The sequence below is a fragment of the Amycolatopsis sp. NBRC 101858 genome (assembly GCF_030269325.1).
Classification (GTDB): Bacteria; Actinomycetota; Actinomycetes; order Mycobacteriales; family Pseudonocardiaceae; genus Amycolatopsis; species Amycolatopsis ponsaeliensis.
The window spans coordinates 473,905-499,801 of sequence record NZ_BSTD01000001.1; the positions used below are offsets into that span (position 1 = coordinate 473,905).

The following is a 25,897-nucleotide window of genomic DNA, read 5'->3' on the forward strand; positions in this document are numbered from 1 at the left end:
TGAAGGAATTGCTTGGTGCGGCCGTCTCGGTGACGGTCCGGAACTGCGTAACATTCGCGCTTGACGCCCGTCCCACATGGGTAACAGCACGATGGCGGATCGCGGAGACGATTTCGCCGTCCCCGAAACGGCGAACGGCACCGAACGGAGACGCAACCCGTGCGCACGATGTACGACGCGGTCACGGCCGCGAACATCCCCGCCGGCGCGGAGATGGTCGCGGGATACATCGACAAGATCAAACTGGACCCCTGGTCGGCCGCCGACTGGGCGCGTTTCCCCGACGCGGTCAAGGTCACCATCGTCAAGAAAGCGAGCACGAACGACGGCCACGTCCTGGACGTCGAACCCGGCGACGCCACCCCGGGCGAAGCGCCGGGCTGGGTCCGGATGCGCCGGGCGGCCGGCGCGGACCCCACGATCTACTGCAACCTCTCGACCTGGCCCACGGTGCGCTCGGCGTTCTCGTCGGCCGGCGTCGCCGAACCGCACTACTGGATCGCCCACTACAACGGGGATCCCGCGATCCCCGACGGGGCGATCGCCAAGCAGTACCGCGGAGACGTCGCCCCGGGCTACGACGTCTCTTCCGTCGCCGACTACTGGCCCGGTGTGGACGGAAACGGATCCGCCTCGACTGGAGTGGAGATCATGGAGCGCATCACCGTCACCCCGCCCAACGCCAACCAGAACACGGTGCGCGTGTTCCTGTCCGGCAGTCCCGGTGCGGCGGTCATCATCCGGCCGAGGCTCGGCGGTGACGGCTTCTCGAAGCCGATGTGGGTCGGCGACATCTTCGCCTGGGGCAACGACCACCAGGGCGTCGGCCACAACCCCACGCAGGTCGCGGGCTACAACAACAAGTTGACCTCGCACCGGCGCTACGACCTGCCGGGCGCGGTGTGGGCCGACATCAACTACAGCGCGGCCGACCCGTTCGAGCTCGACATCGTCGGGTAGCGGCGGCGGGTCCGGGGCCTTCCGCGTGTCGGCGGCCCCGGACGCCCCGCCGCGCTGGCAGGATCGCGGCATGGAACGCGTCCTCGGCATCGGTGGGTACTTCATCCGCGCGGCGGACCCGGCGGCACTGGGAGCCTGGTACCGCGACGCCCTCGGCCTCGGCGCCGACGAGCACGGCTTGTGGCAGCAGGAACCCGGGCCGACGGTGTTCGCGCCGTTCGAAGCCGGCACCGACTACTTCGGAGCCCGTACGCAGCAGACCATGCTCAACTTCCGCGTCCGCGACCTCGACGCGATGCTCACCCAGCTCCGCGAGCAGGGCGCGGACGTGGCGGAGGAGACCCAGGACATGGACGGCATCGGCCGGTTCGGCTGGGTCACCGATCCCGAAGGCAACCGCATCGAACTCTGGCAGCCGGCCTGACCGTGCCCGGCTACGCGCGGATGCCGGTCCGGCTCGAAACCGAGCGGCTGATCCTGCGCCCGTGGACGGAATCGGATGCCGGCACGCTCAGCGCCCTGCACGCCGAACGCGGCAACGGGACGCCCGAGGTCGAAGACATCCGGGCCCTCATCGCGAAGCAGCTTGCCGCGACGGCGAAGACCGGGATCGCCCTGCTGCCCGTCCGGCGCCGGGACGAAGGCGACTTCATCGGCTACTGCGGGCTGATCATCGGCCGCTCCACGCTCGACGAGCCCGAGATCGCGTACGAACTGTTCCAGCGTGCGCACGGACGCGGCTACGCCACCGAGGCGGCCGGTGCGGTGGTCGATGCCGCGAAAACGACCGGGCGGCAACGGCTTTGGTCGACCGTCGGCGCCTGGAACACCCCCTCGCTGCGCGTTCTCGAAAAGCTCGGGTTCGAGCGGGATCACGTTTCCACCGAGGACAACGGTGAAGTGGTCTGGCTCACCCGCTCGTTGCTATGACGCGGGCGGGAGTGCGCGGCACAGCGCGTCGATCGCCGCCGGGTACGCGTGTTCCGGCGGGGTCGCGTACCCGACCACCAGTCCGTCCATTGTGGACATAGTACTCCCCGGGTGCCGGAACGCCGCCAAGCCGTCCAGCGCGATGCCTTGCCACGTGGCGGCTTTCACCGCGGACGGCTCGCTGCCGGGTGGCAGCCGCAGCACTGCGTGCAACCCGGCGGCGATACCGGTCGGGACCACGTGCGGTGCCCGCTCGGCCAGCGCCTCGACCAGGAGATCGCGTCGGCGCCGGTAGCGCTGGCGCATGCGCCGGATGTGCTTGTCGTACGCACCCGATTCCAGGAACTCCGCCAGCGTCAGCTGATCCAGCACACTCGCCCACGCCTCGCGCTCGCCCTTCGCCGCCAGCACCGCGTCCACCAGTCTCTCCGGCAGCACCAGCCACCCGAGCCGCACCGCCGGTGACAGGCTCTTGCTCACCGAGCCGACGTAGACGACGTGCTCGGGGTCGAGGCCCTGGACCGCGCCCACCGGCTTGCGGTCGTAGCGGAACTCGCCGTCGTAGTCGTCCTCGATGAGCACGCCGCCGGTCGCGCGGACGTGGTCCAGCACCGCCGTGCGGCGGTCGTGGTGCAGCGGGCCGCCGGTCGGGAACTGGTGCGCGGGGGTCAGCAGCACCGCCGGCACGTCCAGCTCGGCGACGCGCGCGCCGTTTTCGTCCAGGGCAAGGGGAATCGTCTCGACGCCGGCCGCGGCGAGGATCGCACGGTGGAATGCGAGACCGTACGCCTCGACGGCGAGCGGGCCGCGCAGGACCGCCGGGAACAGCAGCCGCAGCGCGTGCGCGAACCCCGAGCACACGACGATCCGCTCCGGTGACGTCCGCACGCCGCGGGCCCGCGCGAGGTAGCCCGCCAGGGCCTCCCGCAGTTCGCGCCGGCCGCGTGGGTCGCCGGGGCCGAAGGCGTCGTGCGGGGCGACGGCCAGCGCGCGGCGCGCGGCGGCGAGCCATTCGGGACGCGGGAACGACGTCGCGTCCGGCTGGCCCTGCCGCAGGTTGTACCGCGGCGCCGCAGCCCCCGGCGCTTTCTTCGGTGTCCGGGCCGCCGGGAGCGGCTCGGCCCGCGACGCGACGCGGGTGCCGGAGCCCTGGACCGCGGTCAGCCAGCCCTCGGCGACCAGCTCGGCGTAGGCGTCGGCGGCGGTGTTGCGGGCCAGCCCCAGGTCGGCGGCCAGCGACCGGTACGGCGGGAGCCGGGTGCCCGGGGCGAGCCGTCCGGTGCGGACGGCGTCGCGCAGCGCGGTGATGAGCGCGGCCCGCTTGCCGCCGGTGCCCGCCAGGTCCAGGTGGAGGTCGACCCCGGAATTGACCCACGAATCCGCCACGGAAATGCACCCTACACGGAGGTCAACCGGGCCCTAGATTTCTGGTCATGACGAACTCCCGCCTCACCTTCGCCCAGTCCGCCCCGAAGGCCTTCAAGGCCCTGATCGGCTTCGACTCCGCCGCCCGCGCCGGGCTCGACCCCGCGCTGGTCGAGCTGGTCCAGATCCGCGCGTCGCAGCTCAACCGCTGCGCCTACTGCCTGCACATGCACACCTCCGACGCCCGCAAGGCCGGTGAGAGCGAAGAGCGGCTGCACATGGTCGCGGTGTGGCACGAAGCCGGGCACTTCTTCAGCGAGAAGGAGCAGGCCGCACTGGCCCTGACCGAAGCCGTCACGCTCATCGCCGGCGGCGTCCCCGACGACGTCTACGCCCGGGCCGCCGGCCAGTTCGGCGAAGAAGAGCTGGCGCAGCTGCTCGCGCTGATCTTCACCATCAACACGTGGAACCGCATCGCCATCACCACGGCGAAGGTGCCCGGCACGGACGAGCGGGTGGCCCGGTGACCCGCCGTCCGGGCGCGGTGCTGGCGCTGCTGGCGTTCGCGCAGCTGATCATTTCCCTCGACTACAACATCGTGTACGTGGCGCTGCCGGACATCGGCCGCGAACTCGGCTTCTCCGCGCAGAGCCTGCAGTGGGTGGTGAGCGCGTACGCGGTGGCGTTCGGCGGGTTCCTCCTGCTGGGCGGCCGGGCGTGCGACCTGTTCGGCCCGCGGCGGGTCTTCGCGCTGGGCTGCACGCTCTACGCGGGTTCGTCGCTGGCGGGCGGGCTGGCCGGGGACCCCGGCCTGCTCGTCGCGGCCCGGGCCGGCCAGGGCCTGGGCGGGGCGCTGCTCTTCCCGGCAACGCTGACGCTGGTCGGCACCCTGTTCGCGGCGGGCCGCGAGCGCAACCGCGCGTTCGCGGTGTGGGGCACCGCGGGCGGCAGCGGGATGATCCTCGGCTCGCTGCTCGGCGGCGTGCTGACGCAGGTGTCCGGCTGGGCGGCGGTGTTCTTCGTCAACGTCCCGCTGGCGGCCGCCGCCGCGGTGCTGGCCTTCGTGCTCTTACCCGGCGACCGCGCCCGGGAGCCCGGCCGCCGGTTCGACCTCGCCGGCGCGTTGACGGCGACACTCGGGACGACGTCGGTGGTGTTCGCGCTGGTCGAAGGCCCGGAGCGGGGCTGGAGCCCGGTGGTCCTCGGCGCGGCGGTGACGGGCTTGGGACTGCTGGCCGCGTTCGCCGTGATCGAAAGCCGGGGGCGCGACCCGCTGCTGCCGCTCCGGCTGCTGCGGGACCGCAACCTGGGCACCGGTGTGGTGGTGACGTTCCTCTACATGGGCACGTTCGGCACGCTGCTGTACTTCCTCACCGGCTACTTCCAGGGCGTGCACGGCTACGGCGCGCTGGCGACCGGGCTGGCGTTCGGCGTGCCGATGGTCGCGATCGCGGCGGGTTCGCAGGCGGCGGGCCGGCTGGCCACCCGCTACGGCACGCGCCCGACGCTGGTGGTGAGCCTGGTGGTCGGCGGCGCGGGCGCGGTGCTGCTCGGGCTGTCGATGACCGCGGCGGCCTCGTACCTGGCGGTGGTTCCGGCGCTGGTGGTGCTGGGGCTGGGCCAGGGCGCGGGCTACACGCTGATGTCCGGCGCCGCGGCGGCCGGGATTCCGCTGTCGGCGCAGGGAATCGCGTCCGGGGTGGCGTCGACGGCCCAGCAGGTCGGCGGGACGGTCGGGTTGGCGGTGTTCGTCGCGGTGGCCAACGCCGGTCCGTCCGAAGTGGATGGTCTGCGGACGGCGGTTCTGCTGGCCGCGGCGGGCATCGCGCTGACCGCGGTGGTGGCGCTGCGGTTCGGCGGCACCCGGCCGGCGGTGGCGGTTCCGGCCTGAGCAGCCCCCGTTTTCCACGGTAGCCGAGGGCACCGACGGAATCCGGTGCCGGCCGGGCCGCGGAAGAGCCACCATCCCCCGCGATGGTGGCTCTTCCGCGTGGTTCAGTCCGCGAGAGCCAGGAGGTCCTCACGGTCGACGGCTTCTTCGACCGTCGTCTTCTTCCGGGCGACCAGGCCGCTGATCGCGATCAGCAGCCCCAGGACCGCGATGCCGGTGACGACGCTCAGCGCCGGCGTCAACCCGGTCAGCAGCGCCGCCGGGGAGGCTTCACGGCCGCCGTTGGCGGTCAGGACCGCTGTCACCACCGCGAGCCCGATCGCGCCGCCCACCTGCAGCGACGTGTTCAGCAGGCCGCCCGCCAACCCCTGCTCGCGGTCCGCGATCCCGGCCGTGGCCTGGATGTTGAGCGAGGAGAACGCCAGCGTGAAGCCGATGCCGAGCAGGATCATGCTGGGCAGGACGTACCCGGCGTACCCCGAGTGCTCGTCCACCCGCAGGAACAGCGCGTAGCCGAGGACGTGCGCGACGACGCCCGCGAAGATCGTGCGCGGGGTGCCGACCCGGTCGATCAGCGGCTCGATGCGCGGGGAGCCGAACGCCACGATCAGCGCCGCCGGCAGGAAGCCGAGCGCCGTCTGCAGCGCCGACCAGCCGAGCACCCGCTGCAGGTACAGCATCACGACGAACTGGAACCCGATGTACGCGCCGAAGAACAGCGCGCCGCCGAGGTTCGCGCGGGCCAGCGGGCCGGCGCGGAGGATCCCCAGGCGCAGCAGCGGGTGGGGGCTGCGCTTCTCGATGACCACGAACGTCACCAGCAGGGCGAGCGCGACGGCGAACGTGATCAGCGTGCGCGGCGCGGCCCAGCCGATCTCGGGCGCCTCGACGACGCCGAACACGAGCAGCAGCGAGCCGGCGGCGCCGGTGATCGCGCCCGGGAAGTCGTAGCCGCGGCCCTCTTCCCGCGCGTAGCTCGGGATCAGCTTCCACGCGGCGACCAGGGCGACCAGGGCGATCGGGGCGGGCAGCAGGAACGTCCAGCGCCAGCCGACCTCGGTCAGCAGGCCGGAGAACACGAGCCCGGCGGAGTACCCGCTCGCGCCGAACACGGCGAAGATGCTGATCGCCTTGTTGCGGGCCGGGCCCTCCTGGAACGTCGTGGTGATGATGGACAGCGCGGCCGGGGCGGTGAACGCGGCGGCCAGGCCCTTGATGAAGCGGCTCGCGATGAGCAGCGCGCCGTCGTCGACGAGCCCGCCGAGCAGCGAGGCCAGCGCGAACACGGCGACGGCGACGAGGAACACGCGGCGGCGGCCGAGCAGGTCGGCGGTGCGCCCGCCGAGCAGCAGCAGCCCGCCGTAGCCCAGGACGTAGCCGCTGACGACCCATTGCAGCGCGTTGGTGGACAGGCCGAGGTCCGCCTGGATGGCGGGGAGCGCGACCCCGACCATCGACACGTCGAGCGCGTCGAGGCCGATGACGATCGAAACGGTGAGCAGGACACCCCAGAGACGTGCGTCCCACCGGGTCGAGGTGGTGGACAAGGACACGGAAGAGCTCATGCCGGCGACAGTACATGCACACGCATCTAATGTCTAAGCATTTAATGCACTTGCATCTGATGTCCGCGCATGCTAGGTTGGTCGCCGTGAGCGATGTCGCTGAACACGCGGTGAACGAGGACAGCCTGGTCCAGGAGTGGCACGAGCTGCTGGCCCGCTACTCGGCCGTGTTCACCACGCTCGAGTGCCGCCTGCAGGAGCGCCACGGCATCGGCGCGAACGAGTTCGAGGCCCTGGAGCGGCTCGCGACCTGCGACTTCAAGTGCCGCTCGGCCGACCTCACCGGAGCCATCCACCTCAGCCAGAGCGCCACCTCACGGCTGGTCGCCCGCCTCGAGAAGGAGGGCCTGGTCGAGCGCGCGCTGTGCGAGCTGGACCGGCGCGGCATCTTCGTCACCATCACCGACGCCGGCCGGGAGAAGTACCTCGCGGCCAAGCGGACGCACCGCGAGGTGCTCACCGAGACGCTGCGCTGACGCGTCAGCCCACGGGACCCTCGGCCGCCGTCACCTGGACCTGCTGCTGACCACCGGCCGCGCTGGTCACCGTCAGCGTCAGCTTGTCGCCGGGGTGGTGGGTGTCCATCACGTTCGTCAGCGTCGTCGCGGAGTCGATCGCCTTGCCGTCGATGGCCGTGATGACGTCCCCGGCCGCGAGACCCGCCTGCTGCGCCGGCCCGCGGGCGACGACGTCGCGGATCCGGGCCCCCTGGCCGTCGGAGACCGAGACACCGATGAACGCCGTCTTGCCGATGTGGATCTTGTCCGACGCGGTGCCCGCGACGATCTTGTGGGCGATGTCGACGGCCTGGTTGATCGGGATGGCGAAGCCCTGGCCACCGGCGCCGCTGCGGCGGCCGTTGAGCTGGTAGCCGGTGGACGCGGCCGTGTCGACGCCGATGACCTGCGCGTTCGCGTTGACGAGCGGGCCGCCGGAGTCGCCGGACTCGATGTTCGCGCGGACCTGGATCAGGCCGGTGAGCTGCTCGGACGACCCGCTGGACTCGTCGGACGCGGTGATCGACTGGTCGAGCGCGGCCACCGTGCCGGGCGCCGGGACGGGGTCGCCGCCGCGGCCACCCGCGTTGCCGAGGCCGAGGATCTGGTCGCCGACCTTGACCGTGGACGAGTCGCCGATGCTCGCGGTGGGCAGGCCGGACGCGTCTTCGAGCTGGATCACCGCGATGTCCTCGCTGCGGTCGTAGCCCACGACGTGCGCCTGGTAGGTGTCCCCGGTGCCGATGCTGGTGACCTTGATGCTGGTCGCGCCGGCGACGACGTGGTTGTTCGTCAGCACCTCGCCGTCCGCGGTGAGCACGATGCCGGTGCCGGCCGCGGCCGCGCCCTGCAGGCCGAGCTCGGTGTTGATGTTGACGATGGCCGGGTTGACCTTGGCGGCCACGGCGTCGGCGTCCAAGGCCGTCGCCGACGCGCTGGGCTGCCCGGAGAAGCCGAAGTTCTGGTTGCCGCTCGCGCTCGGGCTGTTCGAGGCGGAGATGAAGTGCCCGATGCCGAGCCCGGCGACCACGGCCAGCGCGACCGCGACGACGGTGACGATCAGCGTCCGCAGCGGCCGCCGGCGTGGGGGCGCCGGAACGGGCGGCGGCGGGTAGCCGTAGCCGGGAGGGGCGCCCTCCTGGCCGTGATAGCCCTGGCCGTGGAAGCCCTGGGGCTGGGTGTACTGCGGCGGGTACGGGCGTCCCCACTGGTCACGGGCCTGGTCGTAGGGCTGCTGGCCGTAGGGCTGCTGACCGTAGGGCTGCTGGTCGTAGGGCTGCTGCCCGTAGTACTGCGGCTGGTCGTAGTAGCCCTGACCCGGCGGGTACTCGCCCTGGCCGTAGCCGTACGGGTACTCGCCGCCGCCCCGCGGTCCTCGGTCGTACTCGCTCATGCACAGCTCCAGCCCTCGACAAGCCTCCGGCCGCTCCAGGAAACTCCGCGTTCCTGAGAATTTCCTGGCCCCGTTTTATGGACTTGCTGTGGATGTACCCGCGGTGATCGACGGTTACGCCGGGACCACCACCTCCCGGGCCGCGGCCGTCAAGCGGTCCGCGTGCTCGCCCACCGCGGCCACCTCGGGCCCGGCGGCCGCGCCGGACTGGATCTCGATGCTCACCCCGGCCGTCGTCGCCGCGGCCCTGGCCGCTTCCGCCACCGCCACCAGGTCGGTGGCCACCAGGGAGTCCGGCGGGACGCGGTCCGCCAGGTCCAGCACGGCCGCCGCGGCGGCGATCACCTCCGCCGCGGGTGCGCAGGCGCGCCGACGCGCTTCGGCCACCGCACTGTCCCGTGCTTCGCCCAGCGGCAGCCGGCGCGCTCGGGCGAGGGTGGCCGCCGCGTGCGCCGCCTTCTCCGCCAGCCGCAGCGCGTGCATGCTCAACGCCCGAGCTTCGCGCCCATCGGGCGACGCCGTGGCGACCAGCGCCGCGGCCTGGGCGACGTGCAGGGCCGCCGTCGCGCCGCCGCCCGGGGAGGCGTCGGAGGCGAGGGTCTTGAGGAAGTCGCTCATGATCTGGTCACGCATGGCTCTGCCTTCCCGAACTAGCGCCGGATCCGTTCCATGCCGGGGTCGACCAGCGGCTCGGCGGCCACGGTGGCCGCGACCCGGCGGCCGAAGTACTCGATCTCGACCCCGCTGCCGACGTCCGCCGACGCCGGGAGCCAGGCGTAGGCGATCGGCCGGCCGATCGTGTAGCCGTACGCCGCGCTCGTGACGTAGCCCGAGGCGACGCCGTCGACGAACACCGGTTCCTTGCCCAGCACGACCGTGCGGCCGTCGTCGATCGTCAGGCACCGCAACCGTCGTGACGCGGTTTCCTCGCTCCGGCCGTCGATCGCCTCGCGGCCGAGGAAGTTCCCCTTGGCCGGCCGCACCGCGAATCCCACGCCGGCTTCGTACGGGTCGTGTTCGGTGGTCATGTCGGTGCCCCACAGCCGGTAGCCCTTCTCCAGCCGCAGGCTGTTGAACGCCGCCCGCCCGGCCGCGATGGCGCCGAGCGGCTGCCCGGCCGCCCACAGCGCGTCCCACAGCCGCAGGCCGTTGTCCGCGCTCGTGTAGATCTCCCAGCCGAGTTCGCCCACATAGGACAGTCGCAGTGCGACGACCGGCACCCCGGCGATCCGCGCGCGACGCGCCCGGAAGTACTTCAACCCGGTGTGCGAGAAGTCTTCCCGGCTCAGCGGCTGCACGAGGTCGCGCGCCAGCGGGCCCCAGACGCCGATGCAGCACGTCCCGCCGGTGATGTCCCGGACCCGCACGCCGGGTGGCGCGTGCTTCACGAGGTGGTCGACGTCGATGTTCCCGTTGATCCCGGCCTGGAACAGCTCCGGTCCGAGCCGCGCCACCGTGACGTCGCTGCGGATGCCGCCCGTGTTGTCGAGCATCAGTGTGTAGGTGACCGACCCGACGGACTTCTCCAGCTGATTGGTGTTCAGTGACTGCAAGAGGTCCAGTGACCCGCTTCCGCTGATCTCCACGCGCTTCAGCGGCGTCATGTCGTACAGCGCCACCCCGTTGCGCGTCTGCCACGCCTCGGCCGCGGCGATCGGCGAGTGGAACTGCGCCGACCACGCGTCCCGCGCCGGCGGGAGCGCGTCGTGCGGCAGCTTCTTCAGCAGTGGCGCGTTGGCTTCGAACCAGTGCGGCCGCTCCCAGCCGCCCGCCTCCAGGAACACCGCGCCCAGCTCGCGCTGCCGGGCGTGGAATGGCGTCACGCGAAGATCGCGCGGGGAAAGCTTGGGCTGCAACGGGTGCAGGATGTCGTAGACCTCGACGAAGTTCTGCTGCGCGGTCTCGTGCACGTAGGACGGCGCGAGCTGGACCTCTTCGAAGCGGTGGACGTCGATGTCGTGCACGTCGACTTCCGAATGCCCGTCCACGAGCAGTTCGGCGACCGCCTTGGCGATGCCCGCGGAGTGCGTCACCCAGATCGCCTCGGCGAGCCAGAACCCGCGGACGTCGGCGGACTCCCCGACCAGCGACTGGCCGTCCGGGGTGAACGAGAAGATCCCGTTGAAGCCCTCCTCGACCTTGGTCTGCCGCAGCGCGGGCAGGAGCAGCTTGCTCTCCTCCCACGACGGCGCGAAGTCGTCCTCGGTGAAGGGCAGCATCGACGGCATGGCCGTCTCGGTCACCGACGGATCCAAAGTGGACTCGTCGACCGGCATCGGCCGGTGCGCGTAGGAGCCGATGCCGATCCGGTCGACGTGCTCGCGGAAGTACAGGTCCTGGTCCTGGTGCCGCAGGATCGGCAGGCTCGCTTCGACCTCTTCGGTGTTGCGCCCGACGAGTTCGTCGACCCGCCCGGTCTTGACGTACTGGTGCGCCAGCGGCAGCAGCGGCACGTCCATGCCCACCATGGCGCCGATCTCACGGCCCCAGAACCCGGCGCACGACACGACGATGTCCGCCGGGAAGTCCCCCTGGTCGGTCCGGACGCCGGTGACGCGCCCGCCCTCCTGCAGGACGTCGGTGACCTTCGTCGAGCCGATGAACCGCGCACCCCGCGAGGTGGCCCGGTCGGCGAGCACCGCCACGGCTTTCGCGGCCCGTGCGAGGCCGTCGGTCGGGGTGTGCAGCGCGCCGAAGACCTGCGAGCCGTCGAGCAGTGGCCAGCGGTCGACGCACTCGTCGGCGTCGATGATCGAGCCGGGCACCCCCCAGGACGTCGCCCAGCCGTGCTTGCGCTTGAGGTCCTCCCAGCGCGCCGGGGTCGTCGCGACCTCCATGCCGCCGACCTGCAGGAAACAGTCCAGCTCCAGCAGCTTCGAGACGGTGTACTTCGCGAACTCCGTCATCGACTTCGACGCGTTCGTCTGGAAGACCAGGCCGGGCGCGTGCGACGTCGACCCGCCGGTGCGCGGCAGCGGGCCCTGGTCGAGCACGGTGACGTCGGCCCAGCCGCGGGCGGTCAGCTCGTCGGCGAGGTTCGCGCCGACGATGCCGGCGCCGATGATCACGACTTTCGGTGCGGTCATGGCGGACTCCTTAGCGGAAGACGACGGTGCTGTTGCCGTTGAGCAGGACGCGGCGTTCGCAGTGCCAGCGCACCGCACGGGAGAGGGCGAGCGCTTCGGCGTCCCGGCCGACGGTCACCAGCTCGCGCGGCGAGTAGGTGTGGTCGACGCGGGCGACCTCCTGCTCGATGATCGGGCCCTCGTCGAGGTCGGGCGTGACGTAGTGCGCGGTCGCGCCGACGTACTTCACCCCGCGGTCGTAGGCCTGGTGGTAGGGCTTGGCGCCCTTGAAGCCGGGCAGGAACGAGTGGTGGATGTTGATCGCGCGGCCTTCGAGCTTCTGGCACAGCTCGTTGGACAGCACCTGCATGTACCGCGCGAGCACGATCAAGTCCACTTCGTACTCCCCGACCAGGTCGAGCAGCCGCTGCTCGGCCTCCGGCTTGGTCTCGGGCGTGACCGGGACGTGCACGAACGGGACGCCGGCCGCCTCGGCCATCGGCCGCAGGTCCTCGTGGTTCGAGACGACCACCGCGATCTCGGCGCCGAGCCCGCCCGCGCGCCAGCGGAAGAGCAGGTCGTTGAGGCAGTGCCCGAACTTCGACACCATCACGAGGATCCGTGGTGGCGTCCCGTCGGAGAACCCGAACTCCATCCCGAAATCCCCGGCCACCGGTGCGAACGCCCGGGTCAGGTCGGCCACAGTGGTTTCCCCGGAGCAGGTGAACGACGTGCGCAGGAACAGCGAGCCGCGGACGTCGTCGTCGAACTGCTGGTGCTCGACGATGTCGCAGCCCTGCCCGACGAGGAACGTCGTGACGCCGTGCACGATGCCCGAGCGTTCGGGGCACTTGAGGGTCAAGGTGAAGGTCACGAGGCGTACTCCAGACTCGCGTCGGCCAGCCACGCGCGAAAGTAGTCCGAAAAGGACTGTCGCACGAGGATCGTGAAGCCGTCTTCGCGGACCATCAGCACGATCCCGGTGCGCGCGAACAACGTCTGCACGCAGGTGCCGGGCGGGGACATCTCGAGGTCGATCGAGCACCCGTGCGCCAGCACGTCGGCGGCGTGCTCACCGGCCAGCCGCACGACGTTCCGCTGGGCCGAGACGTCCACCACGGCGTCGCTTTCCCGGGACAGTGCCGCTTCCAGCTCGGCTTGGCGGCCGGGTTCGGCGAGCACGAGGTACTCGTCCGGGCCCATCCAGAGGATGTCGATGCCGTGGGTGCTGGTGAACGTGCACGGCCCGGGCAGGTCGACGCCGAGCAGGCGGTGCCCGTCGCGGAGGCGCACGGTGAGCTGGGTGCGGAACGGTTCTTCGATCGCGTCAACCGTCACGGCGGGCTCCTTCCTTGTCGAAGAGCACGGATTCGGTCACGGTCACCGGCACCACCTGGTCGCCGACCGGCACATACAGCGTTTCGCCGACGCGCTCACGGCCCGACCGCACCAAGGCCAGCGCGAAGGTCCGGCCGAGCGCGGCGCTGTCGTAGCTGGAGGTGACGTGGCCGAGCATCCGCACCGGCGGTTCGGGCACGGTTTCGGACTCGATGATCTGTCCCCCTTCCGGCAGCAGCACCGACGGGTCGACGGGGAGCAAACCGACCAGGTGCTTGCGGTCCGGCCGGTTGTTCTCGGCGCGGGCGAAGGAGCGCTTGCCGAGGAAGTCGGCCTTCTTCTTCGACACCGCCCACGACATCCCGAGGTCCTGGGGAGTCACCGTGCCGTCGGTGTCCTGACCGATGATCGGATAGCCCTTCTCGGCGCGCAGGACGTGCATGGTTTCGGTGCCGTACGGCGTGGCACCCTCGTCCACAATGGACTCCCACAGCGCCGGGCCGTACCACGACGGGACGTTGATCTCGTAGGCCAGCTCGCCGGAGAAGCTGATCCGGCAGACGCGGGCGGCGATCCCGGCGACCTCGGCGTCCTGCCAGGTCATGAACCCGAAGGCCTCGTTGCCGACGTCGAGGTCCGGCGCCAAGCGGCCGAGGACTTCCCGCGACCGCGGGCCGACCAGCGGAATGGTGGCCCAGTGCTCGGTGACCGACGTCGCGAAGACGCGCAGGTGCGGCCACTCCGTCTGCAGCCACTCCTCCATCCACTCGAGGACCATCGCCGCATTGCCGGTGGTCGTCGTGACGAGGAAGCGCTCCTCGCCGACACGGATGACCGTGCCGTCGTCGATCACCATGCCGTCGACGCCGCACATCACGCCGTAGCGGATCCGGCCGACCTTGAGGTTGCTCATCATGTTCGTGTAGAGCATGTCGAGGAACGCGCCGGCGTCCGGGCCTTGGACGTCGATCTTGCCGAGAGTGGACCCGTCCATGACGGCGACGTCGGTGCGCGCCGCCCGGCACTCGCGCAGGACGGCCTCGTGCATCGACTCGCCGGGTCGCGGGTAGTACCACGGCCGTTTCCACTGGCCGACGTTCTCGAACTCGGCGCCGTGCTCGACGTGCCACGGGTGGATCGTCGTGACGCGCACGGGATCGTGCAGGTCACCGCGGTTCCGCCCGGCGAGCGCCGCGAACGACACCGGCGTGTACGGCGGCCGGAACGTCGTCGGCCGCCGGGTCGCCAAGTCGACACCGAGGGCTTCGGCGGTGATGCCGGCGGCGAGCATGCCGGACGTCTTGCCCTGGTCGTGCGCGGTGCCGATGGTGGTGTACCGCTTGACGTGCTCCAGCGACGTGAGCCCGGCGCCGGTGGCACGCAGGACGTCCGACACGGTCGCGTCGCGCTGCTGGTCGACGAACCGGGTGTCCACTTCGGACTCCGGAGCCGGGACCTGCCAGAGCACCTTGGTCTCCGGCAGGCCTTCGCCCGCCGCGGCACCCACGACGCTCACGTTCGGCAGTTCGCCGTCCGGGACGTAAGCGCCGAGCTCCGGCGAGTACCGCAGGGTGCCGCGGGCCTGGCTGTAGAGGTGCACCGCCGGGTTCCAGCCGCCGGACACGAGCAGCAGGTCGCACTCGACGCGCTCTCCGCGCGTTTCTCCCAGCGGAGCGACGTGGGCGGCCGTGATGTGGGCGTCGCCGTCGGTGCCGATGACGCCGTGGCCCTCCCGGGCGTCGACGATCCGCACGATCTCGGCCCCGGCCGCCGCCAGGTCGGACGCGGCTTCGTACGCGGAGTCGTTGGTGGTGAACACGACCACGCGTCGCCCGGCCAGGACGCCGTAGCGGTTCAGGTACGTGCGCGCGGCGCCGGCGAGCATGATGCCGGGACGGTCGTTGTCCGGGAAGACGATCGGCCGCTCGTGCGCGCCGGTGGCCAGCACGATCTTGCGCGCCCGGATCCGCCACACCCGCTGCCGCGAAATCCGTTCGGGCGCGGCGGGCTCGCCCCGGCGCTCCAACGCCAGCACGAAGCCGTCGTCGTAGATGCCGAACGCCGTGGTGCGAGAAAGGAACCGGACGCCGTCCGGGGCTTCGCCGTCGGGCTGGTCGTCGACCAGCAGCACGCGGCCCTCGGCTTCGGCCGCGGCGGCCCGGCCCGAGGGACCGGCGCCGATGACCAGGACGTCACAGTGGGCGTGCTTGGCGTCGTACCGCGCCGGGTCCGGTTCGGTGGCCAGCCGGCCCTGACCGCGCAGGCCACGGGCCTCCAGGCCGTCGTACAGCTCGACGGTGGTGGCCGACAGCATCGGCTCCGGGAACGGCTTTTCGATCTGCACCAAGGCGTTCGAGTCCTCGACCCCCGCCGCGACGATGCCGCGCGGCCGGCCGTACTTGATGCTCGTCGCGACCTGGTGGATGCCGTTGGCCAGCAACGCGGAAGCCAGCGTGTCGCCGAGGAAACCGGTCAGCTCGCGGCCGTCGAAGGTGAACTTGAGCGGGACGCCGGACAGTCGGGTCATGGGATCACCGGCTTGGGTTCGTCGAGGCGGTAGACCGCCAGGAGGTCGTGGGTGCGGGTGTCGCGGACGGCGTTGAACCACCGGCGGCAGCCCGCGGAGTGGCTCCAGCGCTCGGCGAGCGGCCCGCTGGGGTTGGCGCGGAAGAAGACGAACTTGGCCCAGTCCTCATCGGACAGTGCGGCTGGGTCTTCCGGGTAGGCGACGTGGGCCTGGCCGCCGTAGTGGAACTCGGCCTCTTCACGCGGCCCGCACCAGGGGCAAGGAATCAGTTGCATGTGGACGCTCCTAGTGCGCGACGGCGGCGGCGCCGTGCTCGTCGACGAGGGCACCGGTGGTGAACCGGTCCAAAGTGAACGGTTCGGCGTACTCGTGCGGCTTGCCCCGCGCGATGGTGGCCGCGAAGACGTCCCCGACACCGGGCGTCGCCTTGAACCCGCCGGTTCCCCAGCCGCAGTTGAGGAACAGGTTCTCGACCGGGGTGAGCCCGATGATCGGCGACGCGTCCGGGCTGACGTCGACGATGCCCGCCCACGTGCGCAGCAGGTGCGCCCGCGCGAACACCGGGAACAGCTCCAGCGCGGCGGCCATCTGCTGCTCGATGATGTGGAACGAGCCGCGCTGGCCGTAGCCGTTGTAGCTGTCGATGCCCGCGCCCATGACGAGTTCGCCCTTGTGCGCCTGGGAAACGTAGACGTGCACGGCGTTCGACATGACGACGGTCGGGTGGATCGGCTCCAGCAGCTCGGACACCAGGGCCTGCAACGGGTGCGAGACCAGTGGCAGGTCCAGGCCGACCATCTTCGCGAGCACCGACGAGTGCCCGGCGGCGCACAGCGCGACCTTGCCCGCGGCGATCCGGCCCCTCGACGTCTCGACGCCGGTGACCCGGCCGTTCACCGTGGAGATACCGGTGACCTCGCAGTTCTGGATGAGGTCGACGCCCAGTTCGTGCGCGGCGCGGGCGAATCCCCAGGCGACGTAGTCGTGCTTCGCGATGCCCGCACGCGGCTGGAAGGTCGCGCCGAGCACCGGGTAGCGGACGTCCGGCGAAGTGTTGACGATCGGGCAGATCTCCTGGACGCCGGCCGCGTCCACCCACTCGGCGTCGATGCCGTTGAGCTTGTTGGCCTCGACGCGGCGGACGCTGTCGCGGACGTCCTGCAGCGTGTGCGCGAGGTTCAGCACCCCGCGCTGGCTGAACAGGATCGGGTAGCCGAGGTCCTCTTCGAGGCCTTCCCACAGCTTGAGGGAGTGCTCGTAGATGCCGGAGCTTTCGTCCCAGAGGTAGTTGGAGCGGATGATCGTGGTGTTGCGGGCCATGTTGCCGCCCGCGAGCCAGCCCTTCTCCAGCACGGCGACGTTGGTGATGCCGTGCACCTTGGCCAGGTAGTACGCGGTGGCGAGCCCGTGCCCGCCGCCACCCACGACGATCACGTCGTAGGCCGGTTTCGGGTCCGGGTTGTCCCAGAGGAAGTCGGGGTGCTCGGGCAGGTCGGTCATCGGGCCTCCCCCGGGTAGAGCGGGAACGCTTCGGCGAGCGCGGTGACACGGGCACGCAGCTTCTCGACGTCGTGGCCGGGCTTGAGCGCCTCGGCGATGACGTCGGCGGCCTCGCGGAACTCGGCGTCGCCGAAGCCGCGGGTGGCCAGGGCCGGGGTGCCGATCCGCAGGCCCGAGGTGACCATCGGCGGCCGCGGGTCGAACGGGACGGCGTTGCGGTTGACCGTGATGCCGACCTCGTGGAGCCGGTCCTCGGCCTGCTTGCCGTCCAGCTCGGAGTTCCGCAGGTCGACGAGCACCAGGTGGACGTCGGTGCCGCCGGTCAGCACGGAGATGTCCGCCTCGAGCATGAGCCGTTCGGCCAGGAGCTTCGCCCCGCGGAGGGTCCGCTGCTGGCGTTCGACGAACTCCGGCTCGCCGGCCATCTTGAACGCCACTGCCTTCGCCGCGATGACGTGTTCGAGCGGGCCGCCCTGCTGGCCGGGGAACACCGCGGAGTTGACCTTCTTGGCCAGCGCCGCATCGTTCGTCAGGAGCACGCCACCGCGCGGGCCGCCGAGGGTCTTGTGCGTGGTGGTCGTCGTGACGTGCGCGTGCGGCACCGGCGAGGGGTGCAGCCCGGCGGCGACCAGGCCGGCGAAGTGGGCCATGTCGACCATGAGGTACGCGCCGACCTCGTCGGCGATCTCGCGGAAGCGGGCGAAGTCCAGCTGGCGTGGGTAGGCCGACCACCCGGCGATGATCAGCTTGGGCCGGTGCTCACGCGCGAGCCGCGCGACCTCGGCCATGTCGACCCGGAAGTCCTTTTCGGACACTTCATACGCGGCGACGTCGTAGAGCAGGCCCGAGAAGTTGATCCGCATGCCGTGGGTCAGGTGGCCGCCGTGGGCCAGCGAGAGCCCGAGGATCTTGTCCCCGGGCTTGAGGAGTGCGGCCATCGCGGCCGCGTTGGCCTGGGCGCCCGAGTGCGGCTGGACGTTGGCGAAGCCCGCGCCGAACAGCGCCTTGACGCGGTCGATGGCGAGCTGCTCGAGGACGTCGACGTGCTCGCAGCCGCCGTAGTAGCGGCGGCCGGGGTAGCCCTCGGCGTACTTGTTGGTGAGGACCGAGCCCTGCGCCTGCAAGACGCTCAGCGGCGCGAAGTTCTCGGAGGCGATCATCTCCAGCGTCGACTGCTGCCGGTGCAGCTCGGCGCCGATCGCCTCGGCCACCGCCGGGTCGTACTCGGCCAGGGGCTGGTTGAGCACGTGCTGGTCGATCGTCGCGGTCATCCGGAACTCCGTCTGGTCGACTTCTGATATATCAATCGTCGATGTAGACTAAGCGGCATGCACCCGCAGGTCAATCCCCCGTCGCTGGCCGAACAGGCGTACTTGTTCGTCCGCGACCGGCTCGTCATGCTCGACATCCCGCCGGGTTCGCCCCTCAACGAGGACGAGCTCGGCAGCACGCTCGGCATGGGCCGCACGCCGATCCGCGAAGCGCTGAAACGGCTGGAGTCCGAACGGCTGGTCGTCGCCTACCCGCGGCGGGGCACGTTCGCCACCGACGTCCACATCTCCGACCTCGCGCACATCTCGGAGGTGCGGCGGACGCTGGAGCCGATGGCCACGGCGGCCGCCGCCGAGCGCGCGACCGAGGCCGACCGGGCGACGCTCACCGAGCTGCGCGCGCAGCTCGACGCGGGTGTCCCGGCCGGGGACAACGCCGAGCTGCTGCGCACCGACCTCGCCCTGCACCGGGCGATCTACCGGTGCGTGCACAACCCGTTCCTCGAGGACACGCTGATCCGGTACGACAACCTCGCGACCCGGATCTGGTGCGTGTTCGTGCCCCGGCTGTCCGGGATGGCCGGCCACGTCGACGAGCACGTCCCGCTCCTCACCGCGATCATCGAGGGTGACGCCGAGAAGGCGGCCGCGCTGACGCTGGAGCACGTCGCCGGGTTCGAGGCCGCCATCCGGGCGCTGATCTAGAGACCTGCTTCTAGAGACCTGCTTCTAGAGACCGAGCCGGGTGCGGACCCAGTCGTGGAACTCGCCGATGTGGTGCTCGCTGGGCACGAGCACCCCGCCGTTGGCGTACGAGCGCGAGTCCATGGCGAGCTGGCAGCGTTCGCACGCCTCGAAGTCCTGCAGGTTGACGCGGTGGAACAGCTCGATCGAGCGCGTCAGGTCGCGGCCCGACTCGACGACGCCGGGCAGGTAGAGCCAGTCGCAGCGGACCAGCGTCCGGTCCGGGGCGAGCGGGAACATCCGGTGCAGGATCACGTGGTCCGGCACCAGGTTGACGAACACCTGCGGCCGGATGGTGACGGCGTAGTACTTGCGGTCCTGGTCCTCGGTGACACCGGGGAGGCGGTCGACACCCTCGCTGCCGTCGATGGTGAAGCCCCGGACGTCGCCGCCGAACTCCGCGCCGTGGCCGACGTAGTACTGCGCGGCATACCCGTCGGCGAACTCCGGGAGGACCTCGGTGAGCTCCGGGTGGATCGTCGCGCAGTGGTAGCACTCCATGAAGTTCTCGATGATCTGTTTCCAGTTCGCCTTCACGTCGTACTCGATGCGCTTGCCCAGCGCGAGGCCGTCGACGCCGTACGCCTCGATCGCGCTCTCGCCGCCGAGCCGTTCGGTGACCGCGGCGACGACGGAGCCTTCGAACGGCGGCGGCTCGTCGGCCAGGCAGACCCACGCGTAGCCGAGCCATTCGCGCAGGTGCACCTTCGTGAGGCCGAAGGCGGTGCGGTCGACGTCCGGCATGCCGGTGAGGTTCGGGGCGGCGATGAGCTTGCCGTCGAGCCCGTACGTCCAGGCGTGGTACGGGCACTGGAAGGCGCGCTTCACGGTGCCGGAGTCGTCGGTGCAGAGGCGCGCGCCGCGGTGGCGGCAGACGTTGAGGAACGCGGTGAGCTTCCCGTCCCGCCCCCGCGAGACCAGGACGCTCTCCTTGCCGACCTGGACGGTCTCGAACGACCCTGGACCGGCGAGGTCCGCGCTGCGCACGGCGCAGAACCAGTCGGCCTCGAAGATCTTCGCCTGCTCCAGCGCGAAGATCGCCGGATCGGTGTAGTAGGTGCCGGGCAGCGTGGCGAGCAGGCTCGGCGGGAGATCGGTAGTGGTCACCGTCGGGGTCCTCTCCGCGGATCAGTACGGGAGTTGCGCAGAACGCGTCTAGTTGCTCACTCCGGAACAGAGTGACTGCCACCCCAAGGCGATGTCAAGACGAGTTTTTCAGTGCCCGCCAAAGATTTCCGGCACGTTTCCGCGAACTCGCGCACCTGGAGGGTCGGCTCGCGTACCTGGAGGGTCGGTTCGTGAGCCGACCGTCTGGGTACGCGAGCCGACTCCCTGGGTACGCGAGCCGACCGTCGGGGTACGTCAGGCTGGGCCGTGGATGGCTCGGCGGAAGAGGGTTTCGATCTCGGCGCGGGTCGGGCGGGGGTCGGCCAGGGCCGCCTGCATCAGGAGGCCGCAGAACAGGCCGGCCAGGAGACGGCCGGTCAGGGGGTCGGTGCGGGAGCCGAAGAACGCGATGAGCGCCTGGTCCCAGGCCGCGCTCGCGGCCCGCAGCCGGGGACGGTGCAGGGCCGCGACGTACAGGTCGTACTCGACGACCGTGTCCCGGTACTGCTCGTTGATGTAGCCCATGACCAGCTCCGCCAGCGCCGCGGCGAAGTCGGCGTCCGGCGGGAGCGCCGACTCCCACTCCTTCAGCTCGTGGACGTTCTTCTCGGCGGCCTCGTGCAGGGCCACCTCCAGCAGGTCGTCCAGCGTCGCGAAGTGGTAGGTCGTCGAGCCCAGCGGCACCCCCGCCGCGGCCGCGACCGAACGGTGCGTGACCCCGTCGATCCCCCGCTGGGCGACGACCTCGATCGCCGCCTTGGCGATCCGCGCGCGCCGCTCGGGGTCGTTCGGGCCGCGGCGCCTGCTCGCGCCGGGTTCGGTCTTCGTCATCGAAGCCCCCTTGTGGACATCTGTACACGCTTCGCGTACAAATGTACGCACTCAACGCGCCGAGCAGCCACTACCGATCCGGGAAGGGCCGCATGAAGGACCTCTACGTCGACGGCGTCTGGTCGGACGCCGAAAGCCACTCCGATGTGCTGAATCCCGCCACCGGCCAGGTGATCGACCAGGTCGCCGAAGCCGGGCGCGCGGAAGTGGACGCCGCGGTCAGAGCGGCCAGGAAGGCCTTCGACGAGGGTCCGTGGCGGCAGACCACCGCCACCGAACGCGGTGAACTGCTCCGCCGCGTCGCCGGCCTGCTGGTCCGCGACCGCGAAGAGCTCGCCCGCACCGAGAGCCTCGACACCGGCAAGACGCTGGGCGAAGGCCGCATCGACATCGACGACGTGACGAACGTCTTCCGCTACTACGCCGACCTCGCCGGCAAGGACGCCGGACGCCTGGTCGACGCGGGCAGCGCGTCCGTCGTCAGCCGGATCGTGCACGAGCCGGTCGGCGTCTGCGCCCTGATCGCGCCGTGGAACTACCCGCTGCTGCAGATGTCCTGGAAGGTCGCGCCCGCGCTGGCCGCGGGCAACACCGTCGTGCTCAAGCCCAGCGAGGTCACGCCGCTGACCACGATCAAGCTGGTCGCCCTGCTCGAAGAGGCCGGCACCCCACCGGGCGTCGTCAACCTGCTGCTCGGGCCGGGGCACGTCGGCGCGGCGATGGTCGAGCACCCGGCCGTGGACCTCGTCTCCTTCACCGGCGGCTACGCGACCGGCGAGAAGATCATGACGGCCGCCGCGAAGGGCGTCCGCCGGGTCGCCCTCGAGCTCGGCGGCAAGAACCCGAACGTGGTCTTCGACGACGCCGACTACGACACCACCCTCGACTACGCGCTGATGGCCGCGTTCGTCCATTCGGGACAGGTCTGCTCGGCGGGCGCGCGCTTGATCATCCAGGATGGGATCCATGACCGGTTCGTGGCGGACCTCGCCGCGCGCGCCGACCGGATCCGGGTCGGCGACGGCCTCGATCCCGCCACCGAGACGGGCCCGCTCGTCTCGGCGCAGCACCGCGCCAAGGTCGAGGGCTACATCGAAAGCGCACTCAACGAAGGCGCGACGCTCCGAGCCGGCGGCAAGCGGCCCGAAGGGGCGCAGTACGAAAGCGGTTTCTTCCTCCGCCCGACCGTGTTTTCCGGCTGCACCAGGGACATGGCGATCGTCCGGGAAGAGGTCTTCGGCCCGGTCGTCACCGTGGAACGCTTCACGCACGAGGCCGACGCGATCGCGCTGGCCAACGACACCGAGTACGGGCTCGCCGGGGCCGTGTGGACGTCGGACGCGTCCCGCGCCCAGCGAGTCGCCGGGGCCCTGCGCCACGGCACCGTGTGGATCAACGACTACCACCCCTACCTGCCGCAGGCGGAGTGGGGCGGGTTCGGCCGGTCCGGCATCGGCCGCGAGCTCGGACCGTCCGGGCTCGCGGAGTACCAGGAGAGCAAGCACGTCTACCAGAACATCGATCCCGTTCCGCAGCACTGGTTCAAGGGCTGACCTCCCGTTCCCCCACCATTGAGGATGTCGCGATGACCACACAGGAAAAGCCTGCGGGCGGGGGGCCCGCTCCCGACGACAGCTCCGACCTCGAGAAGTTCGGCTACCGCCAGGAGCTCGAACGCTCCCTGGGCTCCTTCTCCAGCTTCGCCGCCGGGTTCTCCTACATCTCGATCATGACCGGCGTGTTCCAGCTGTTCTTCTTCGGCTTCGCCTCGGGCGGGCCGGCGTTCATCTGGACCTGGCCGCTCGTGTTCCTGGGCCAGCTCGCCGTCGCGCTGTGCTTCGCCGAGCTCGCCGGCCAGTTCCCGCTCGCGGGATCGGTCTACCAGTGGGCGAAGCAGATCGCGAAACCCGCGACGTCGTGGCTGGCCGGCTGGATCATGATCATCGGCGCCATCGTCACGGCCGGCGCCGTCGCGGTCGCCTACCAGATCATCCTGCCGCAGGTCTCGACCGCGTTCCAGATCGTCGGCAGCGACTCCGACGCCGGCCTGACGTCGACCCCGGGCGGCGCGCAGAACGCCATCATCCTGGCCCTGGTGCTGGTCGTGTTCGCCACGATCGTGAACGTCATCGGCGTCAAGCTGATGGCGAAGATCAACAACTTCGGCGTCGCGGTGGAGCTGTCCGCGGTCATCCTGCTGATCATCGCGCTGGCCATCCACATCAAGCGCGGCCCGCAGGTGGTCTTCGAGACGCACGCCACGGGTGACGGTCACTCGCTCGGGTACCTCGGGGCGTTCCTGGTGGCGTCGCTGATGAGCGCGTACGTCTTCTACGGCTTCGACACCGCCGGTTCCCTCGCCGAGGAAACCACCCAGCCGCGCAAGCACGCGCCGCGCGCGATCCTGCGGGCGATCACGGCGTCGTTCATCGTCGGCGGCCTGGTGATGCTGGTCGGCATGATGGCCGTCGGTGACATCAACGCCGACGAGCTGAGCACCTCCGGCATGCCGTACCTGCTGAAGAGCACGCTCGGCGAAGGCCTCGGCGACGCCTTCCTGATCTGCTCGGCGATCGCGATCACGGTGTGCTGCCTGGCCGTGCAGACCGCGGCGATCCGGATGGCGTGGGCGATGGCCCGCGACGGACGGCTGCCGTTCAGCAAGGCGATGGCGAAGGTGTCGCCGCGCTCGAAGACGCCGATCCTGCCGGCGCTGCTCACCGGCGGCCTCACCGTCGTGGTGCTGCTGATCAACCTGGGCAACCAGCGGGCGTTCTTCATCCTGACCTCGACCGCCATCATCCTGTTCTACATCCCCTACCTGATGGTCACCGGCCCGATGCTGCTGCGCCGCCTGCGCGGGCAGTGGCCGCGGCCGGGACACGGCCCGTACTTCAAGCTCGGCCGCTGGGGCACGTTCGTGAACCTGGTCGCGGTGCTCTACGGCGCCGCGATGACGGTCAACCTGATCTGGCCGCGTGCCGAGGTCTACGGCGACGACCACTGGTACTTCCAGTGGGGCGCGGTGATCGTCACCGGGCTGATCGTGATCATCGGTGCGATCATGCTCTACATCCGGCGCGGCACCTGGGGTTCGGCGCACACGAGCCCCGAGCACATGCCCGACAGCGCCCCGGATTCACTGCCCGGCTGAGGAGGACGCATGAGTGAAAACTACGACTTCGTCATCGTCGGCGGTGGCTCGGCGGGCTGCGCGCTGGCGAACCGGCTGTCCGCGGACCCGTCCAACAAGGTCCTGGTGCTGGAAGCGGGGCGGTCCGACTACAAGTGGGACGTCTTCATCCACATGCCGGCCGCGCTGACCTTCCCGATCGGGTCGAAGTTCTACGACTGGGGCTACCGCAGCGAGCCCGAGCCGCACATGAACCGGCGCCGGATCTACCACGCCCGCGGCAAGGTGCTCGGCGGCTCGTCGAGCATCAACGGGATGATCTTCCAGCGCGGCAACCCGATGGACTACGAACGCTGGGCCAGCGACCCCGGAATGTCCACTTGGGACTACGCGCACTGCCTGCCGTACTTCCAGCGGATGGAGAACTGCCTCGCCGATGCCCCGGACGGGCAGTGGCGTGGGCACGACGGCCCCCTGGAACTCGAACGCGGCCCAGCGTCGAACCCGTTGTTCCAGGCCTTCTTCGACGCCGCCGAGCAGGCCGGCTACCCGCGCACCGACGACGTCAACGGCTACCGGCAGGAAGGCTTCGCGGCCTTCGACCGCAACGTCCGGAAAGGACGGCGGCTCTCCGCCGCGGGCGCGTACCTGCACCCGGTGGAGAACCGGTCCAACCTCACGGTGAAGACGCACGCGTTCGTGTCGCAGATCCTCTTCGACGGCACCCGCGCGATCGGCGTCGAGTACGCCGAGGGCCGCGGCGTGCCGGGTGAGGTGTACGGCAAGGAGATCATCCTCTGCGGCGGGGCGATCAACAGCCCGCAGCTGCTGCAGCTCTCCGGGGTCGGCAACGCGGCCGATCTGGAGAAGCTCGGCATCGACGTCGTGAAGGACCTGCCGGGCGTCGGCGAGAACCTGCAGGACCACCTGGAGGTGTACATCCAGTACGCCTGCAAGGAACCGGTGTCGATGCAGCCGTCGCTGGCGAAGTGGAAGCGGCCCTACATCGGCGCGCAGTGGCTGTTCCTGCGGTCCGGGCCGGCCGCGACCAACCACTTCGAGGGCGGCGGGTTCGTCCGCTCCAACGACGAGGTGAAGTACCCGAACCTGATGTTCCACTTCCTGCCGGTGGCGATCCGCTACGACGGTTCGGCGCCCACGGAAGGCCACGGCTACCAGGTGCACGTCGGCCCGATGTACGCCGACACCCGCGGCTCGGTGAAGCTCACCTCGACCGACCCGCGGCAGCACCCGGCGATCAAGTTCAACTACCTGTCGACGGAGAACGACCGCAAGGAGTGGATCGAGGCCGTGCGGGTGGCGCGGAAGATCCTCAACCAGTCCGCGCTCGACCGGTACAACGGCGGGGAGATCTCGCCGGGGCCGTCGGTGGAGTCCGACGAGGAGATCCTCGACTGGGTCGCCAAGGACGCCGAGACGGCCCTGCACCCCTCGTGCACCGCCAAGATGGGCGTGGACGAGGGATCCGTGATCGACCCGCAGACCATGCGGGTGCACGGCACCGAGGGCCTGCGCGTCGTCGACGCGTCGGTCATGCCCTACATCCCCAACGGCAACATCTACGCGCCGGTGATGATGACCGCCGAGAAGGCGGCCGACCTCATCCTCGGCAACACCCCGCTCGCCCCGATCAAGACGCCGTTCTACCGGCACGGGGAGAGCTAGCCCGGACGTCGTGGCGCCCGTACCGCCATCCCCGGTACGGGCGCATCGGCATGCCCGGATTATCCGTTAGCAGGTAACGAAACTACCGGGGCGT

At 70.6% G+C, this 25,897-nt stretch carries 23 protein-coding genes; 10 read left to right on the forward strand and 13 right to left on the reverse strand.

Going from position 1 to position 25,897, the window contains the following annotated elements; all coding sequences use genetic code 11:
- Positions 1 to 159: 159 nt before the first annotated feature.
- The 3 genes from QSK39_RS02195 (at position 160) to QSK39_RS02205 (ending at position 1,890) form a co-directional block, all read left to right on the forward strand.
- Positions 160 to 960 carry a glycoside hydrolase family 25 domain-containing protein gene (locus QSK39_RS02195; RefSeq protein ID WP_353051031.1) on the forward strand — a complete coding sequence of 267 codons (801 nt, stop codon included), beginning with the start codon at positions 160 to 162 and terminating at the stop codon, positions 958 to 960.
- A gap of 70 nt (positions 961 to 1,030) precedes the next feature.
- Complete coding sequence (locus tag QSK39_RS02200) at positions 1,031 to 1,384, forward strand: VOC family protein (RefSeq protein ID WP_285475978.1); 354 nt, start codon at positions 1,031 to 1,033, stop codon at positions 1,382 to 1,384.
- A gap of 2 nt (positions 1,385 to 1,386) precedes the next feature.
- Positions 1,387 to 1,890 carry a GNAT family N-acetyltransferase gene (locus QSK39_RS02205; protein WP_285475979.1) on the forward strand — a complete coding sequence of 168 codons (504 nt, stop codon included), beginning with the start codon at positions 1,387 to 1,389 and terminating at the stop codon, positions 1,888 to 1,890.
- Here the strand turns inward: QSK39_RS02205 and pdxR are convergent.
- Positions 1,885 to 3,276, reverse strand: coding sequence for a MocR-like pyridoxine biosynthesis transcription factor PdxR (gene pdxR / locus QSK39_RS02210; protein ID WP_285475980.1), 1,392 nt, complete (start codon positions 3,274 to 3,276; stop codon positions 1,885 to 1,887). The two genes, QSK39_RS02205 and pdxR, sit on opposite strands and share 6 nt — an antisense overlap.
- Before the next feature lie 47 nt (positions 3,277 to 3,323).
- Between pdxR and QSK39_RS02215 the strand changes: the two genes are divergently transcribed.
- Both QSK39_RS02215 and QSK39_RS02220 read left to right on the forward strand, forming a co-directional pair.
- Complete coding sequence (locus QSK39_RS02215; protein ID WP_285475981.1) at positions 3,324 to 3,782, forward strand: carboxymuconolactone decarboxylase family protein; 459 nt, start codon at positions 3,324 to 3,326, stop codon at positions 3,780 to 3,782.
- Positions 3,779 to 5,146: an MFS transporter gene (locus QSK39_RS02220; protein WP_285475982.1), complete on the forward strand. Its 1,368-nt coding sequence runs from the start codon at positions 3,779 to 3,781 to the stop codon at positions 5,144 to 5,146. Before QSK39_RS02215 ends, QSK39_RS02220 begins: the two co-directional genes overlap by 4 nt.
- Positions 5,147 to 5,250: 104 nt before the next feature.
- Here QSK39_RS02220 and QSK39_RS02225 read toward each other — a convergent pair whose 3' ends face one another.
- The gene (locus QSK39_RS02225; RefSeq protein ID WP_285475983.1) at positions 5,251 to 6,711 is read right to left on the reverse strand and encodes an MFS transporter; all 1,461 of its coding nucleotides are present in this window, start codon (positions 6,709 to 6,711) and stop codon (positions 5,251 to 5,253) included.
- A gap of 86 nt (positions 6,712 to 6,797) precedes the next feature.
- Between QSK39_RS02225 and QSK39_RS02230 the strand changes: the two genes are divergently transcribed.
- Positions 6,798 to 7,187: a MarR family winged helix-turn-helix transcriptional regulator gene (locus QSK39_RS02230; protein WP_285475984.1), complete on the forward strand. Its 390-nt coding sequence runs from the start codon at positions 6,798 to 6,800 to the stop codon at positions 7,185 to 7,187.
- A gap of 4 nt (positions 7,188 to 7,191) precedes the next feature.
- On the opposite strand, the gene QSK39_RS02235 is transcribed toward QSK39_RS02230, so the two are convergent.
- From QSK39_RS02235 to glyA, 9 genes are all read right to left on the reverse strand, one after another.
- On the reverse strand, positions 7,192 to 8,601 hold the full coding sequence (locus QSK39_RS02235) for a S1C family serine protease (RefSeq protein ID WP_285475985.1): 1,410 nt from the start codon (positions 8,599 to 8,601) through the stop codon (positions 7,192 to 7,194).
- 114 nt (positions 8,602 to 8,715) lie between these two features.
- The gene (locus QSK39_RS02240) at positions 8,716 to 9,234 is read right to left on the reverse strand and encodes a formimidoyltetrahydrofolate cyclodeaminase (RefSeq protein WP_285475986.1); all 519 of its coding nucleotides are present in this window, start codon (positions 9,232 to 9,234) and stop codon (positions 8,716 to 8,718) included.
- A gap of 17 nt (positions 9,235 to 9,251) precedes the next feature.
- On the reverse strand, positions 9,252 to 11,687 hold the full coding sequence (locus QSK39_RS02245; RefSeq protein WP_285475987.1) for a GcvT family protein: 2,436 nt from the start codon (positions 11,685 to 11,687) through the stop codon (positions 9,252 to 9,254).
- 10 nt (positions 11,688 to 11,697) lie between these two features.
- Positions 11,698 to 12,540, reverse strand: coding sequence for a formyltetrahydrofolate deformylase (gene purU, locus QSK39_RS02250; RefSeq protein WP_285475988.1), 843 nt, complete (start codon positions 12,538 to 12,540; stop codon positions 11,698 to 11,700).
- The gene (locus QSK39_RS02255) at positions 12,537 to 13,004 is read right to left on the reverse strand and encodes a sarcosine oxidase subunit gamma (protein ID WP_285475989.1); all 468 of its coding nucleotides are present in this window, start codon (positions 13,002 to 13,004) and stop codon (positions 12,537 to 12,539) included. The genes purU and QSK39_RS02255 overlap by 4 nt, the downstream gene beginning before the upstream one ends.
- Entirely contained in the window at positions 12,994 to 15,531 is a 2,538-nt protein-coding gene (locus QSK39_RS02260; protein WP_285475990.1) for a 2Fe-2S iron-sulfur cluster-binding protein, read from the reverse strand. The genes QSK39_RS02255 and QSK39_RS02260 overlap by 11 nt, the downstream gene beginning before the upstream one ends.
- Positions 15,528 to 15,806, reverse strand: coding sequence for a sarcosine oxidase subunit delta (locus QSK39_RS02265; RefSeq protein ID WP_285475991.1), 279 nt, complete (start codon positions 15,804 to 15,806; stop codon positions 15,528 to 15,530). The genes QSK39_RS02260 and QSK39_RS02265 overlap by 4 nt, the downstream gene beginning before the upstream one ends.
- 10 nt (positions 15,807 to 15,816) lie before the next feature.
- The gene (locus QSK39_RS02270) at positions 15,817 to 17,031 is read right to left on the reverse strand and encodes a sarcosine oxidase subunit beta family protein (protein WP_285475992.1); all 1,215 of its coding nucleotides are present in this window, start codon (positions 17,029 to 17,031) and stop codon (positions 15,817 to 15,819) included.
- Positions 17,028 to 18,302 (reverse strand): serine hydroxymethyltransferase, encoded by a 1,275-nt coding sequence (glyA, locus tag QSK39_RS02275; protein ID WP_285475993.1) that lies wholly within the window; start codon positions 18,300 to 18,302, stop codon positions 17,028 to 17,030. Before glyA ends, QSK39_RS02270 begins: the two co-directional genes overlap by 4 nt.
- A 57-nt stretch (positions 18,303 to 18,359) precedes the next feature.
- Here glyA and QSK39_RS02280 point away from each other — a divergent pair, with 57 nt between their 5' ends.
- Complete coding sequence (locus QSK39_RS02280) at positions 18,360 to 19,007, forward strand: GntR family transcriptional regulator (RefSeq protein ID WP_285475994.1); 648 nt, start codon at positions 18,360 to 18,362, stop codon at positions 19,005 to 19,007.
- A gap of 24 nt (positions 19,008 to 19,031) precedes the next feature.
- Here QSK39_RS02280 and QSK39_RS02285 read toward each other — a convergent pair whose 3' ends face one another.
- Together QSK39_RS02285 and QSK39_RS02290 are read right to left on the reverse strand one after the other, a co-directional pair.
- Complete coding sequence (locus QSK39_RS02285) at positions 19,032 to 20,153, reverse strand: aromatic ring-hydroxylating oxygenase subunit alpha (RefSeq protein ID WP_285475995.1); 1,122 nt, start codon at positions 20,151 to 20,153, stop codon at positions 19,032 to 19,034.
- Positions 20,154 to 20,408: 255 nt separating this feature from the next.
- Complete coding sequence (locus QSK39_RS02290; protein ID WP_285475996.1) at positions 20,409 to 20,984, reverse strand: TetR/AcrR family transcriptional regulator; 576 nt, start codon at positions 20,982 to 20,984, stop codon at positions 20,409 to 20,411.
- A gap of 92 nt (positions 20,985 to 21,076) precedes the next feature.
- Here QSK39_RS02290 and QSK39_RS02295 point away from each other — a divergent pair, with 92 nt between their 5' ends.
- Genes QSK39_RS02295 through betA form a run of 3 tightly spaced genes read left to right on the forward strand, consistent with a single transcriptional unit; the run spans position 21,077 to position 25,803 of the window.
- A complete protein-coding gene (locus tag QSK39_RS02295; RefSeq protein WP_285477908.1) occupies positions 21,077 to 22,537 on the forward strand; it encodes an aldehyde dehydrogenase family protein in 1,461 nt (486 codons plus the stop codon).
- Positions 22,538 to 22,569: 32 nt separating this feature from the next.
- Positions 22,570 to 24,138: an amino acid permease gene (locus QSK39_RS02300; protein ID WP_285475997.1), complete on the forward strand. Its 1,569-nt coding sequence runs from the start codon at positions 22,570 to 22,572 to the stop codon at positions 24,136 to 24,138.
- 9 nt (positions 24,139 to 24,147) lie between these two features.
- Positions 24,148 to 25,803 carry a choline dehydrogenase gene (gene betA / locus QSK39_RS02305; RefSeq protein WP_285475998.1) on the forward strand — a complete coding sequence of 552 codons (1,656 nt, stop codon included), beginning with the start codon at positions 24,148 to 24,150 and terminating at the stop codon, positions 25,801 to 25,803.
- The last annotated feature ends 94 nt before the right edge of the window (positions 25,804 to 25,897 follow it).

What these genes read in the sequence shown, in the direction of transcription:
- QSK39_RS02215 (WP_285475981.1), top strand. Translation starts at nt 3,324, where the DNA reads ATGACGAACTCCCGCCTCACCTTCGCCCAGTCCGCCCCGAAGGCCTTC.
- QSK39_RS02200 (WP_285475978.1), top strand. Translation starts at nt 1,031, where the DNA reads ATGGAACGCGTCCTCGGCATCGGTGGGTACTTCATCCGCGCGGCGGAC.
- QSK39_RS02225 (WP_285475983.1), bottom strand. Translation starts at nt 6,711, where the DNA reads ATGAGCTCTTCCGTGTCCTTGTCCACCACCTCGACCCGGTGGGACGCA.
- QSK39_RS02270 (WP_285475992.1), bottom strand. Translation starts at nt 17,031, where the DNA reads ATGACCGACCTGCCCGAGCACCCCGACTTCCTCTGGGACAACCCGGAC.
- QSK39_RS02280 (WP_285475994.1), top strand. Translation starts at nt 18,360, where the DNA reads ATGCACCCGCAGGTCAATCCCCCGTCGCTGGCCGAACAGGCGTACTTG.
- QSK39_RS02295 (WP_285477908.1), top strand. Translation starts at nt 21,077, where the DNA reads ATGAAGGACCTCTACGTCGACGGCGTCTGGTCGGACGCCGAAAGCCAC.
- betA (WP_285475998.1), top strand. Translation starts at nt 24,148, where the DNA reads ATGAGTGAAAACTACGACTTCGTCATCGTCGGCGGTGGCTCGGCGGGC.
- glyA (WP_285475993.1), bottom strand. Translation starts at nt 18,302, where the DNA reads ATGACCGCGACGATCGACCAGCACGTGCTCAACCAGCCCCTGGCCGAG.
- QSK39_RS02260 (WP_285475990.1), bottom strand. Translation starts at nt 15,531, where the DNA reads ATGACCCGACTGTCCGGCGTCCCGCTCAAGTTCACCTTCGACGGCCGC.
- QSK39_RS02265 (WP_285475991.1), bottom strand. Translation starts at nt 15,806, where the DNA reads ATGCAACTGATTCCTTGCCCCTGGTGCGGGCCGCGTGAAGAGGCCGAG.
- QSK39_RS02245 (WP_285475987.1), bottom strand. Translation starts at nt 11,687, where the DNA reads ATGACCGCACCGAAAGTCGTGATCATCGGCGCCGGCATCGTCGGCGCG.
- QSK39_RS02290 (WP_285475996.1), bottom strand. Translation starts at nt 20,984, where the DNA reads ATGACGAAGACCGAACCCGGCGCGAGCAGGCGCCGCGGCCCGAACGAC.
- QSK39_RS02240 (WP_285475986.1), bottom strand. Translation starts at nt 9,234, where the DNA reads ATGCGTGACCAGATCATGAGCGACTTCCTCAAGACCCTCGCCTCCGAC.
- QSK39_RS02300 (WP_285475997.1), top strand. Translation starts at nt 22,570, where the DNA reads ATGACCACACAGGAAAAGCCTGCGGGCGGGGGGCCCGCTCCCGACGAC.
- QSK39_RS02235 (WP_285475985.1), bottom strand. Translation starts at nt 8,601, where the DNA reads ATGAGCGAGTACGACCGAGGACCGCGGGGCGGCGGCGAGTACCCGTAC.